Source organism: Xanthomonas fragariae (assembly GCF_900183975.1).
Classification (GTDB): domain Bacteria; phylum Pseudomonadota; class Gammaproteobacteria; order Xanthomonadales; family Xanthomonadaceae; genus Xanthomonas; species Xanthomonas fragariae.
The window spans coordinates 2,211,095-2,224,234 of record NZ_LT853882.1; the positions used below are offsets into that span (position 1 = coordinate 2,211,095).

Annotated in this window: 9 protein-coding genes, 1 tRNA gene and 2 pseudogenes; 5 read left to right on the forward strand and 7 right to left on the reverse strand. The window is 63.4% G+C overall.

Annotation, left to right across the window (positions count from 1 at the left end; genetic code table 11):
* Positions 1-9 precede the first annotated feature (9 nt).
* Positions 10-1,280: pseudogene (locus PD885_RS10365) on the forward strand (TIGR03862 family flavoprotein).
* Here PD885_RS10365 and PD885_RS10370 read toward each other — a convergent pair.
* On the reverse strand, positions 1,264-2,556 hold the full coding sequence (locus tag PD885_RS10370) for a nucleotide sugar dehydrogenase (RefSeq protein WP_002806218.1): 1,293 nt from the start codon (positions 2,554-2,556) through the stop codon (positions 1,264-1,266). The pseudogene PD885_RS10365 and the gene PD885_RS10370 overlap by 17 nt on opposite strands.
* 139 nt (positions 2,557-2,695) lie before the next feature.
* Between PD885_RS10370 and PD885_RS10375 the strand changes: the two genes are divergently transcribed.
* The 4 genes from PD885_RS10375 to PD885_RS10390 all read left to right on the forward strand — a co-directional run bounded on the left by PD885_RS10375 (position 2,696) and on the right by PD885_RS10390 (position 5,838).
* Positions 2,696-2,779: transfer RNA gene (locus tag PD885_RS10375), tRNA-Leu, on the forward strand.
* A 130-nt stretch (positions 2,780-2,909) separates the two neighbouring features.
* Entirely contained in the window at positions 2,910-3,878 is a 969-nt protein-coding gene (locus PD885_RS10380) for an IS5 family transposase (protein WP_088056844.1), read from the forward strand.
* A 266-nt stretch (positions 3,879-4,144) separates the two neighbouring features.
* Complete coding sequence (locus PD885_RS10385; RefSeq protein WP_108775418.1) at positions 4,145-4,633, forward strand: 4'-phosphopantetheinyl transferase family protein; 489 nt, start codon at positions 4,145-4,147, stop codon at positions 4,631-4,633.
* A gap of 60 nt (positions 4,634-4,693) precedes the next feature.
* Positions 4,694-5,838 (forward strand): IS3 family transposase gene (locus PD885_RS10390; RefSeq protein WP_088057097.1). Its coding sequence is split into 2 segments (ribosomal slippage): positions 4,694-4,931 and positions 4,931-5,838, totalling 1,146 coding nucleotides; the frame shifts between segments, so codons are not numbered across the junction.
* A gap of 26 nt (positions 5,839-5,864) precedes the next feature.
* Here the strand turns inward: PD885_RS10390 and PD885_RS10395 are convergent.
* From PD885_RS10395 to PD885_RS10420, 6 genes and pseudogenes are all read right to left on the reverse strand, one after another.
* Positions 5,865-6,398: pseudogene (locus PD885_RS10395) on the reverse strand (contractile injection system protein, VgrG/Pvc8 family); the annotation flags it as partial.
* Between the two features lie 48 nt (positions 6,399-6,446).
* A complete protein-coding gene (locus PD885_RS10400; protein ID WP_197685823.1) occupies positions 6,447-8,447 on the reverse strand; it encodes a phospholipase effector Tle1 domain-containing protein in 2,001 nt (666 codons plus the stop codon).
* The gene (locus PD885_RS10405; protein ID WP_088057122.1) at positions 8,444-8,911 is read right to left on the reverse strand and encodes a DUF3304 domain-containing protein; all 468 of its coding nucleotides are present in this window, start codon (positions 8,909-8,911) and stop codon (positions 8,444-8,446) included. Before PD885_RS10405 ends, PD885_RS10400 begins: the two co-directional genes overlap by 4 nt.
* A gap of 127 nt (positions 8,912-9,038) precedes the next feature.
* Positions 9,039-9,917 carry a DUF4123 domain-containing protein gene (locus PD885_RS10410; RefSeq protein ID WP_088056847.1) on the reverse strand — a complete coding sequence of 293 codons (879 nt, stop codon included), beginning with the start codon at positions 9,915-9,917 and terminating at the stop codon, positions 9,039-9,041.
* Between the two features lie 6 nt (positions 9,918-9,923).
* Positions 9,924-12,686: a type VI secretion system Vgr family protein gene (locus tag PD885_RS10415; RefSeq protein ID WP_088056848.1), complete on the reverse strand. Its 2,763-nt coding sequence runs from the start codon at positions 12,684-12,686 to the stop codon at positions 9,924-9,926.
* 92 nt (positions 12,687-12,778) lie between these two features.
* Entirely contained in the window at positions 12,779-13,132 is a 354-nt protein-coding gene (locus PD885_RS10420; RefSeq protein ID WP_002812636.1) for a hypothetical protein, read from the reverse strand.
* Positions 13,133-13,140: the final 8 nt, after the last annotated feature.

The following is a 13,140-nucleotide window of genomic DNA, read 5'->3' on the forward strand; positions in this document are numbered from 1 at the left end:
GCCTGAGCGATGACCGATCTGAGCATGCGGCGGCTGACCGTCATTGGCGGTGGGACGGCCGGTTTGATGGCAGCAGAAGTCGCATGCGCGGCAGGTCTTGCGGTGGATCTGTACGAGGCCAAGGGTTCGGTGGGACGTAAGTTTCTAATCGCAGGCAAAGGCGGTTTGAATCTCACCCATTCCGATCCGATGCCACTGTTTGCGCAGCGCTACCGCGAGCGCACAGAACAGGTTGCGTCGTGGTTGCAAGACTTCGACGCAGATGCGCTGCGCGCATGCGCGCATGGGCGCGTGGGTTGGGCGTCGAAACCTATGTCGGCACTTCGGGGCGTGTATTCCCGATGGATCGCAAGGCTGCGCCATTGCTGCGCGGCTGGGTGCGACGGCTCAAGGACCATGGCGCAGCGTTTCATATGCAGCATCGCTGGCGGGGTTGGAACGAGAACGGTGCGTTGCGCTTCGATACACCATGCGGCGCAATCGAGCGCCCTGCAGGTGCCGTGGTGCTGGCGCTCGACGGCGCCAGCTGGCCGCAGCTCGGCTCCGATGGGCTATGGCAAGGCCTATTGCAAGAACGCGGCATTGCGGTTGCGCCATTGGTACCGCCGAACTGCGGTTTCGATATCGATTGGAGTGCGCACTTCGTCAAGCGGCACGCTGGCGCGCCGCTTAAACCGGTGGTGGCACATTGGCATGATCGAGATGGTGTGCAACACGAATTGCAGGGCGAATGCGTCGCCACGGCCACCTGCATCGAGGGCAGCCTGATCTATACCGTAGGCGCCGATTTGCGCGAGCAGATCGATACCCATGGCGTAGCCGAACTCGGCCTGGACTTGGTGCCTGGACGTTCGCTGGAACGGGTGAGCGCCGAGCTGGACAAACCACCCAAGGGACGCAGTTTCAGCGAGCATTTGCGGCGCCAGGTCGGTATCGGTGGCGTCAAGGCTGCATTGCTGTACGAACACCTCGGCAAGCAGCCCGGCGACGATCTTGCACTTGTGGCACGCACGCTCAAGTATTTGCCATTGCGCTTGTTGAGGCCGCGCCCGATTGCCGAAGCGATTAGCTCAGCAGGCGGCGTGCGGCTGGAGGCGCTGGACGCGCATCTGATGGCGCTCGCGCAACCGGGCGTGTTCTGCACAGGCGAAATGCTCGACTGGGAAGCGCCGACAGGTGGGTATCTGCTCACCGCCTGCTTCGCCGGCGGCTTACGTGCAGCGAACGGCGCGGTGCACTGGCTGCAGCGGCAGGGCGCTCGCGTTACAAGCGATCATTGACCGCTGCACGCGGCCACACCGATTTGACGTCGTAAACCACAGCGCCAGGCTTGCCGAGTGCGGCGATGCGCTCCGCGTCGTAGCCGCGATATTGCGCGTGCGCCACCGCCAGCACGACGGCATCATATGCACCTTCGTCTGGCGCCTCGCACAACTGCACGCTGGCATGTTGCAGCGCTTCGCCAGGGTCGGCCCATGGGTCGCAGGTGTCGACCCGCACACCCACGGCCTGCAGCAGCTGCACCAGCTCCAGCGCACGGCTATTGCGCAGGTCCGGGCAGTTCTCCTTGAAAGTAGCGCCAAGCACCAGCACCCTGGCCTGCGCGAGCACCACACCACGCATGGCCAGCATGCCGCATACCCGCTCGGCGACATGCTGGCCGACGCGATTGTTGACCTGACGCGCGGTGTAGATCAGGTCCGGGTGATAGCCCACGCTTTCGGACTTGTGCATCAGGTAATACGGGTCCACCCCGATGCAATGACCACCGACCAAGCCGGGTCGGAATGGCAGGAAATTCCACTTCGTTCCGGCCGCTTCCAGTACATCGAGCGTGTCGATGCCCAGCTTGTCGAAGATCAGCGCAAGCTCGTTGACCAGAGCGATATTGACGTCGCGCTGGATGTTTTCCACGACCTTCGCCGCTTCGGCCACGCGCATCGATGAAGCGCGCCAGGTGCCGGCCGTGATGATACCGGTGTAGAGCGTATCGACCGCGTCGGCCGCCTCTGCCGTCGAGCCGGAAGTGATCTTGCGGATATCGCGCAGACGCCGCTGACGGTCACCCGGGTTGACCCGCTCAGGGCTGTAGCCGCAGAAGAAATCTACGTTGAAACGTAGTCCGGATGCTGCTTCAAGCAAGGGAACGCAGACTTCTTCTGTGGTGCCCGGATACACGGTGGATTCGTAAATCACCAGGTCGCCTGGTTTGAGCGCGGCGGCGATCAAGGTAGTGGCGCTGCGCAGCGGTTCCAGGTCCGGTTGCTCGAAGCTGTCGATCGGCGTCGGTACGGTGACGATGAAGATACTGCACGCGGCCAGGTCCGCAGAATTGGCCGTGTAGTGCAAGTGCGTCGCAGCGGCCAATTCGGCGTCGTCCAGTTCCAGCGTCGTATCGTGGCCATCGCGTAATTGCCCTACCCGCTTCGCATCGATGTCGAAGCCCAAGGTGTCGCGCTGCTGACCGAATGCAACTGCCAGCGGCAGGCCGACATAGCCCAGCCCGATGACAGCGATGCGCGCCTGGAGCGGTTCGAAGAGCGTATTGCCGGACATGCAGTTCCTTGAGATTGTGCGCATTTGGTGGCCTAGCGCCGTGCGGCGGCAGCATAGCGCAGCTGCACCTGACCGGCAGCGCACAGCACCGTCGAACAGAGATTCACAATCGCCGCGCAATCAGGCACGCTATCGCAATGCCCGGGTGGCGAAATTGGTAGACGCAAGGGACTTAAAATCCCTCAGCTGCAAGGCTATGCGGGTTCGACCCCCGCCCCGGGCACATTTTCGATCGATCGGCATCCACCCAGGTGCGCCCCTTAGCCTGTGTCGCTGCCTGGGCAGCGCTAGGGAACCTCTGAACAACGCACTTCAAATGCGCGACACTACACACCTACGTTGAGGAGTCATCCATGCAACTGACGTTCGGTGACGCTGAAGGTTTGGGCAAGCGCAAGCAGACTCGCCGCGAGATCTTCCTGGCCGAGATGGAGCAGGTGGTTCCGTGGAGGCATTTGCTCGGACTGATCGCGCCGCACTATCCGGTGTCGGGGCGGCCTGGTCGACAGCCGTACGCACTGGCGACGATGTTGCGGATTCATTTGCTGCAGCAGTGGTATGCGTTGAGCGATCCGGCGATGGAAGAAGCGTTGCACCAGATCCGGACCTTGCGCCGTTTTGCCCGGCTCGGCGGTTTGGACAATGTTCCCGACGAGACCACGATTCTCAACTTTCGCCGCTTGCTGGAAACCCATGGCCTTGCAGCGCGGATGCTGGAGGCCGTCAACGCGGATCTGGTGCGCAAGGGTCAGAGCCTGCGGTCCGGCACGATCGTCGATGCAACCCTGATCGCTGCGCCCATTTCGACCAAGAACACCGACCGCGCGCGCGACCCTGAAATGCATCAGACCAAGAAAGGCAATCAGTGGTATTTCGGGATGAAGGCACCCATCGGCGTGGATGAGTTTTCCGGGCTGGTGCACCACGTCCGTTGTACGGCTGCCAATGTGGCCGATGTCACGGTGACCCACGCATTGCTGCACGGCAAAGAAGACAGTGTGTTCGGCGACAGCGGCTACACCGGTGCGGACAAACGCGAAGAACTGCAGACCTGCAAGGCTGGTTTTTTCATTGCCGCCAAGCGTTCGACGATTCAAGCCATTGGCAACAAACGCGAGCGCCGCCAGGAAGAACGTTGGGAATACTTCAAAGCAAGTGTGCGTGCGAAGGTGGAGCATCCATTCCGGGTGATCAAACGCCAGTTTGGCTACACCAAGGTCCGCTATCGCGGCCTGGCCAAGAACACCGCGCATGTGCTGACCCTGTTCGCACTATCCAATCTGTGGATGGTGCGCCGGCAGTTGCTGCCGGCCAGGGGATAATGCTGCCTGGCGCCAGCCAACGCCGCAAGAAACCGTAGAAATCGTATCGTACGCATCAACTCTGTGCGCTATTGGCACGCAGCAGGCTCGAATTTTAGAGGTCTGGTGCGTCGTTCAGACCTTCCTTAGCTCAGACAGAAAGGTCCGAGGAATTGAAGACCTCCATGATGTCCGATACGCGGGACGATGAAGGTCTTGACGAGCAAGCCTGCGCTTCTTTTTTGGCCAGGAGCGCGCTAGCGTCCTTCGACACGACGACCTATGCAATGGCTGCCATCCGCATGCGTTGGCAATACTCCCTGCCCTGCCCGGATGCCAGTACGCTGATCGTGCAGGTGATCGCATTCGAGTTCGAGCGCTTCTCACTCGATGCGTTTAGCCTCTGCGATATTGTCTGCCCTGACACGATTGCCCGCAGCGTTCGCAAGCGTCAGGCGGAATTTTTCTTTGGCCGGCTAGCTGCGCGAGAGGCCTTGCGCCAGCAGTCGCTGATTCCTGCCGACAGCTCACTCCAGATCGCCATCGGCGGCTTGCGCGAACCGCTCTGGCCGGCTACGGCGATTGGCAGCATTTCGCACACTCCCCATCTTGCTGCGGCTGCGGTAGCGCCACTTGGCACCTGGCGTGGTATCGGGATCGATCTTGAGCATGTTATCGATGCTGGCTCACGCGAAGCCTTGCTGAGTACCGTTGTCGACCGCTCGGAACTGTCACTACTGCAGTCGATCTGCACATCCACCGATTACCCATTGTGATACGCCCAGGGTTTCCTAGACATCTCAAGGCCATGGAAAATGGTCAATTCGGAGGTGTATATGAGCAGCAAGCGGTATACGGATGAATTCAAGATCGAGGCGGTCCGGCAAGTGACCAATCGTGGTTTCAAGGTGGCAGAAGTCGCGGAGCGACTGGGTGTCACCACGCACAGCCTCTACGCCTGGCTGCGCAAGTTCGGCAAGCCTGGCGTGGTGCAGCGCGCCGAGGTGGACCAGAGCGCCGAGGTTCGGCGGCTGAAGGCAGAGTTGCGTCGAGTGACCGAGGAGCGCGACATCCTAAAAAAGGCCGCCGCGTACTTTGCCAAGGGGTAAGGGCAAAGTACGCCTTCATGCAAGCCCACTGTGGGGAATTCAGGGTGTGTGCGATGTGCCGGGTATTGCGGGTCAACCGGTCGGGCTATTACGCCTGGTTGTGCTCGCCCAACAGTGAGCGCGCCAAGGAAGATGAGCGCTTGCTTGGACTGATCAAGCACCACTGGCTGGCCAGCGGCAGTGTCTATGGGCATCGCAAGATCACCAGGGATCTGCGCGATCTGGGTGAGCGTTGCAGTCGCCATCGGGTGCATCGGCTGATGCGCACCGAGGGACTGCGTGCCCAGGTGGGCTATGGTCGCAAACCGCGCTTCCATGGAGGAATGCAGTGCAAGGCGGCGGCCAACCTGCTTGACCGACAGTTCGACGTGACTGAGCCGGACACAGCCTGGGCGAGCGATTTCACCTTCATCCGCACGCATGAAGGCTGGATGTACCTGGCTGTTGTGATCGATCTGTTTTCCCGGCAGGTCGTCGGCTGGGCGATGCGCGATCGGGCCGACACCGAGTTGGTCGTGCAGGCCTTGTTGTCTGCGGTGTGGCGGCGCAAACCCAACGCTGGTTGCTTGGTTCATTCGGACCAAGGGTCTGTCTACACCAGCGATGACTGGCGCAGCTTCCTGGCGTCCCATGGCGTGGTGTGCAGCATGAGTCGGCGTGGCAACTGCCACGACAACGCACCCGTGGAGAGCTTCTTCGGACTGCTCAAACGCGAGCGGATCAGGCGGCGGACCTATTCCACCAAGGACGCCGCTCGCGCCGAGGTATTCGACTACATCGAGATGTTCTACAACCCCAACCGCCGCCACGGTTCAACTGGCGACCTGTCCCCTGTAGAGTTTGAACGGCGCTACGCGCAACGAGGGTCTTGAGGGTCTACGGAACCCTGGGCGTATCAGCCGTCGCTGACCACGATCGCACTCAGCGTGCCCACGACCGTCGGCTTGGGATGCAGGTGCACGCCATGGCCGTCCTCGGTCTGCGGCCGGTACGTCGCCGTGGCCGGCAACGCGGTGAAGTGGTTGCGATAGAACTCCACTTCAGCGTCTTCCTGTACCGGCGCATCGCCGCCGCTCAGGCCCGCCAGCGCCGGCGGCAGTGGCGCGCCGGCCACCGCCACCGCGCCCAGCGACTGCTCCAGCGCATCGAATACGTCCGCGCCCAGGTTGTTGCGCGCCTGGTGCCGCACCTGCAGGCACAGGAACGCCGCATCGGCCGCCACCCCGGCATGCTGGCTCAGCGCGAAGCGCGTGCCCGGCGCCAGCTGGCGCCAGCTGCCCTGGCCCTCGATGGTCTGCGCCGCCACCTGCTGCGCATCGAGCTGCTGCTGCGCGCGGCGCTGGCCGCGCGTGCTGTCCTGCCAACCGTAGGGGCCGGCGGTGTCCACGTCCTCGGCGCCGATGTCGCCCAACGGCGTGGCGTCGGCGCCGGCCGGGCTGCGAGCGCTGGAGGTGCTGCACTATATTGGCTCCACTGCAAACTATTTGTAGAGGTTTTTATAGGATTCCCACAAATCCCCCAAGAAACTCTTGTCGGGCTTGGTCTCGATCTTCTGCATCGGACGGCGGTTCATATAGTGCTTGGATGCGACGAACGAACCATATGCACCCTCAAAGCTGCTCTCTGCCATGCTGTCGTGTACATATTTAAGAAAGCCACCATACAGCGCCTCAACCTCTGGCAGTCGCTTACCAGGGTTGTTCCATATCCAATAAAGCGCTTGGCCTTGCGGATCGGTGACAAAGATATTGGATGCGACCTCTCCGTCGATCTGTTTCTTTGCCTGTTCCATGTTGAAGGTATCGACCGAACGCGCGTTGCGTTCCAGGTAGCTCAGTTCGGCCGCGAGCTTGTCGTACCGGCCTTTGGCGGCGGGATATTTCGGGGCACCCAACAACCAGGAGCCTGTATGTTCATTGGCAGTCTTGGCGAATTGCTCGTACCACATACGCAGCCACTGGATGTAGATGATCATATGGCCCTTCATCTGCCCCTGGATGTCCTTGGGCAGCGTGCGCACCACCAGCGGCTCCGGCGGCACATAACACTGACTTTCCTGTTCGGCCGTGCGTTGGCCGGGCTTGGTGTAGGTGCAGACGTATGGAAGGTTCAGGCGGATTACTGCGGGGCTGATTTCTTTGACATCCTCCACAAGCGTAGTAACGGCTCGTCTGTATTTGCGCTGGAATTCGTCAATTTCAGGAGTCGATGTCAGTTGCGAATGCAGCGCCGGGTTAAGTCCTCTCAACTCTGTCAAACTAGGCATCGGAATACCAGCTCCGTAAGCCCGGTTGTACATCATCTGAAGCGGATAACGTGCAAGTCCATCCAGCACACCCGCTTCCTCGGCTTCGGCACCTCCCCCCACATCCACCTGGCTGCCGGGGAAAAGCAGCTCCTGTCGGCTGCCCGTGGCGCTGGCAGTGCCACCGATAATCGTCAATGGCTTGTAGAAGCGTAGTTCATGTGCCGCCGCATAATGCACGCAGCGTTCGACCTCCGGCAGCAACTTCATCTCCGACGACACCTTGTTGCTGAGCGGGATGAATCCGGTCAGCAGGTTGTCGTCGTAGCGATTCGTCACGCAATCGAACAGGCCCATAAAGCGGATCTTGACCTCGACCGCTTGGTAGCGACCACTCGCACAGATGTCGTCGATCAGCAGCTTGCTGAACGCAAGCGCGATCCCGCCGCCCATGTCGTAGCCAAAGATCGCCACGTTGACCCTGTGCACCGGAAGCTTGGCCTTGGCCAGTGCGAACGCGGCCTTGAAATCGGTCTCGGCCGACTTCAGGCGCGTATCCGCGCCCGTGTTGAACAGCGCCGCACCGAGGGTCGAGTCGCGGATCAGTCCGACGCTTTCGGCCCCATAGCCAGCGGTATTCTTGGCCACGGCCGCGCCAGCATCCTTGGCTGCGCGCCACGGGTGCCTGACTACGTCCTTCCAGAGCCCACGCCATTCCTTGCGCAATTTTTTCCAGCCTTCCTTAGCTACGGTGGTAACGGGCTTCTGGGCCGTCTTGACGATCTGCTTCGCTTGCTTCTTGACGCGATCTATCGTCCAGGCCGCACGATTCGCATAGGACTTGTCACGCAGCCGTTCGCTTTCCTTCCAGGCATCCGTCACCGCGCCCTTGGCAGCGTCCTTCGGTGCGGAGCTGACCTTGTCCTCGATCTCCTTGCCGGCCTTGTCGCCCAGGGCGGCAGCAAGTGCGGCGTTCTCGGGGTCGAATTCTGCGCCAAGACCAGGGTAGTAAAAAGCTCGTGCACCGTTTGCCGGATCTTCGCGTAAGGCTGCATGAATTTTCGCGATGTTACTTGCAGGACCACTCTTGTCTGTGAAACCAAAACCGTCAAAGGAAAAACTCAACCAGAGCACCTGCTGGCAGGCCGGGCATCGCTGCTCAGCCTCGACTTTTGTGCGATCAAGAAATGCGCGCTTTTGGTCTGCATCTTTACTTTCTTTTCTCACCTGACTCACTTGGACTCTCCTTTTCCACCGGGCGTTGCGGGCAACTCTTCTGCCCCCATATCATCCACCCATTGCAAAGACGCCGTTCCATCTTTCCGGAAATAGACCCTAAAATAACGAGAATTCCTTGATTGCGGCTGAGGGATGGTTACCTTCGTAGTGTACTCCTTAGCTTTTTTCCCGGCGTCAAACTCCTCTACAGACTGCACAAAAGACCACTGCAAATTAACGGTCTTTCCAGGCGTAACATTACATCCGCAAGAAAACTTCCCACCACCTCCCCACAAAGTCCCAGCAGTCCGACCTGGAGGATTCCCAAAGCAGCCAGATTTTGACTCGTTATCCAGCCAAAATTCATAAATCTGCTTTTCGTATTCATTATATCCAGTCACGCAAACGGTTCTCGACTGCGAGAAACCATCCTTGCAACCGCCCAGCAAGAAGATAAACGCCACCATCAAAAATCTACGCATGCTCATAGGTGCCTCAAAGATCATACTTCTTTAGCAATAGATGGGGTTGGAGGAAGCTCATCCGCGCCCATGTCGTCTACCCAATGCAGCGAGGCAGTTTCATTCTTTCGAAGATAGACTTCGGTTCTCATGTCAGGCGCTCTTGCGTGCTCGCCGCGTCATCGGCCCAGTCGAACAGTTCCTCGCCGAGCGCGTCGTCATCGGCGCAGTGATCGTGCACGATGGAGGACAGCTGTGCGTGCCAGCTGTCATCGACATCCCGGTGCACGACCGCGGCGCAGCAGCGATAGAGCAGCGGTTCCGCTTCCAGTCCCGCCTCCAGCAGCACGTCCTGCATCACGGACAGTTTCTTCCACGTCTGGAAGGGATCGGCATCGACCGGCAGCGCGCCGTTGCGCTTCAGGTCCGCGGCAATGCGATCCAGCCGGCCGAGCGCGTCCAGCCGTTGCAGCTCGGGTGGGGTGAGCGCAAGGCGCGCGGCGGGCCGGCCGGGCCTGCGTTCCGGCGAGGGGCGCAGTTCCAGCGGGGTGGCGTCGCGACCGATACAGACCCATGCATCGGCGCAGGACAGGAAGGCATCCAGCTTGTTGGCCTCCACCGCCCTGGGCAGCGCCTGCAGCACCGCCGCATCGTAATAGCGGAGCAATCCTTTCTTGCCGCCGGGCAGGGATACCTCGGCACGTTTCGCCAATGCCTGGGCCAGTTGGACGATGGGAAGCGCGCTGGAAAGTGCGACGAAGGCGAACGGCCTGCGCGGCAAATGCCTGTTCAACAACGCATCGACCCAGGCGGCCTCGTAGTCCATCAGCAGCGCGCACACCGATGGATCGATGCTTTCGGGTTGATCTCGCAGCACATTGTAGACCCGCTGCTCGCCGATCATCTCCTTCCACGGCATCGCATTGATGGGCAGCTGCGCGGCATCCAGCAGCAGGAAAGCCCCGGTGCCCTCACGGTGGCGATGGGGGGCGAGGAAGGTGGACCACGATTCGAAGAGCGGATGCATGACCGATCATCCGCGAGATGCGACGGCTTCGTGCCGGGACGCCAGATCGCGCATGCATTCCAGGCACACCGGCTTGTCCGCCGAGGGCAGCTGCACGCGGGTGCTAAAGCCCTGCGGCCCCGTCCACACCTGCTGCCCGCCCTTGAACTCGATCGTCCCCGGCGCGCCCAGTTCGATGTCGTCGCCTTCCAGCTTGATGTAGGCGCCGGCCGCCGTGGCCAGCAGGTGCTTGGTCGGGGCGGCGATCTGGACGTCGGCGGTGGTGCTGACGAGTTTGACCTGCGTCTTGGCCGCGAGCTTGGCCAGGTTCTTGTGCGCGCGGGCGCTGAGCGTGCCTTGCGCGGCGTGCAGGGCGATGCCGCGCTCCTGGTTGGGACTGCCGGCATCCGGTGCGCTGCCCTGGGTGTATAGCACCAGCCCGCCGGCCACTGCCAGCACCAGCTGCGCCTGGCTGGCCCAGTTCAGTGCGGTGCCGGCCAGCAGTGTGGTCTGCGTGCCCGACACCCACACCTGGTCGGCCGGGGTCAGGCTCAGCAGGCCCGCGCTGCCGCTGCCCAGCAGCGCCGGGTGGCTCCAGCCCGGCGCCTGGCCGTCGCCACCCTGGAGCTGGCCGGCCGCGCTGCCGCGCTGGGTCGCCTGCAGGCTGGCCTGCAGGGTCTTGAGTCCTTCCTGGGCGGGGAGGCTGTCCGGGTCATTAGGCAGCTGCGCCTGCTGTTGCCGGGCCGCGTCGGCCAGCGCCTGCAGCAGCTGCTCGCCCTGTTCCAGCTGCGACAGCGCCTCGCTCGCCGCCAGCTGCTGCTGGCCCGGCTCGCTGCTCAGCAGCAGGCCCTGGCCGGCGCGCACCGCGCCGTAGGCCTGGGTGGACAGTTCCGCCCCGAATCCGCGCTCGCCTTCGCGCAGGTTGTCGCTGCCGCCCTTCAGGTGGCCCAGGGTCAGCGTGCTGGCGTGCTGGGTGGTCGACAGCTGCGCGCGGCCCTGGCCGGGGGTGTCGTCCAGACGCAGCTGCTGGTAGCCGCCGGTGCCGTCCTGGCTCTGCGCCAGCGCCTGGCTCTTGAACCCGGTGAACACCGCGCCGTGCGCGTTGCCCTGGAACCACGCCGGCGCATTGCCGGTGGCCCCGGCCCCGCCGCCACCGACCTGGTTGTGCGCCGCATCGGCCTGGCCGCGCCCGTTGTAGACGCTGCCGATCACCACCGGCCGGTCGATGTCCCCTTCCAGGAACCCCACCAGCACTTCCTGGCCCTTGCGCGGCAGCACCACCCCGCCCCAGTTGTCGCCGGCCCATGGCGTCATCACCCGTACCCAGGTCCACGCCGACGCGCTGCCCGGCGCGTTGTCCTCCCCGGCCGGGTGCGCCAGCGCGCTGCTGGCATCGGCACCGCGCTGGAACGGGAACTGCACCTTGATCCGGTGGTCGCGGTCGGACTGCACCGGGTCGCCGTCGCTGACCACGATCGCGCTCAGCGTGCCGGCCACCGTCGGCTTGGGATGCAGGCGCACGCCATGGCCGTCCTCGGTCTGCGGCCGGTACGTCGCCGTCGCCGGCAACGCGGTGAACTGGTTGCGATAGAACGCCACCTCAGCGTCGTCCTGCGCCGGCGCATACCCGCCGCCCAGGCCCGCCAACGCCGGCGGCAGCGGTGCGCCGGCCACCGCCACCGCGCCCAGCGACTGCTCCAGCGCGTCGAATACGTCCGCGCCCAGGTTGTTGCGCGCCTGGTGCCGCACCTGCAGGCACAGGAACGCCGCATCGGCCGCCACGCCCGCATGCTGGCGCAGCCCGAAACGCGTGCCCGGCGCCAGTTGGCGCCAGCTGCCCTGGCCCTGGATGGTCTGCGCCGCAACCTGCTGCGCATCGAGCTGCTGCTGCGCGCGGCGCTGGCCGCGCGTGCTGTCCTGCCAGCCATAGGGGCCGGCGGTGTCCACGTCCTCGGCGCCGATGTCCCCCAGCGGCGTGCCCTCGGCGCCTGCCGGGCGCAGGCTGAGGCTGCGGTAGTCCCAGCTGGCCCGCGACAGCGTGGTCGGGCGCCAGCGACACGACCGCACCCACTGCTGCACGCTGTCCTGCTGCTCGGTGACGTCGGTGCGGTGATAGCGCACCGTGCCCAGCTCGGCGAAGGCGTGGTTGTGGTCCGACAGCACCAGGGTGTGGCTGCCCAGGCGCTCGCTGCCGGCATCGCCGGCATGCGCGAACCAGACATAGATCCCTTCCTCGGCCAGCAGCCGCTGCACGAAGGCCAGGTCGGTCTCCTCATACTGCGTGGTCAGGCTGCGCTTGGCGTACACGCGGCGGTCGGCCAGCTCCCAGCGCCAGGCCGGCGCCAGCGCGCCCTGCTCGGCGTAGTCGGCGAACACGCTCTCGACGATCTCCACCACGCTCAGGTCCTGGAACACGTAGCTGTCCACACGCTGGCCCAGCAACGCCAGCCACGGCTCGATCGTCAGCCGATAGCGCGCCAGCCCGCCGTTGCTGCCGAGCCGCTCGAACGCGGTGACGTGGCCGTGGAACGGGCGCAGCGCGGTGCGCGATTCGGCGGTGAGCAGTTCCAGCAGCACCGGCTGGCAGAGCAGCGCGTCCAGCGGCAGGCTGGCGTTGGCCGATAGCGCGCTCACTTCGAAATGGAAGCCACCGCCGTCGACCGACTCGCGGCCGTCCAGGGTCTCGGCGACCAGCACATCGGGGCCCAGCGGGGTGTGCAACCGCAGCAGGCGTTCTTGCTGCTGCGGGGCGGCGCTCAGGGCGGAAAGTACTGTGGCGACCGGGTCCATAGGTGCTCCTTGCGATTACAGATCGGCCGCCCGCGCCTGGCGGCCAAAGGCCGCGCGAGCGCGGCCTGGAAGTTGGCGCGTGGTGAAACGGCTCAGGCGGCGATGATGCGCTCGAGCTGCAACGCCGGGCTTTCGGTGCACTGCAGCTTGAACTCACGGCCGGCGGCTGTGATCGCCACTTCGCGCACGTTGCTGACCAGTTGGTTGGCCTTGCCCTGCGTCGGCACCTGCATATTGATGCGCCAGCAAGTGCGCTCCATCAACGAGGCCAGCGCGCGCGCATCGGCGCGCGCGTCGGCGGCGGCATTGCTCAGCAGTTCGACCACGTGTTCCGGGCGCAGGCGGTTCCAGCTGCGAAGGCTGTCGGTCTCGCGGCTTGCCCGTCCCACGGCCAGGCTGTCGCAATGGGCAATGGCTTTGGCGCGGTTGTATCCGTAGAAATCCATGGTGTTCC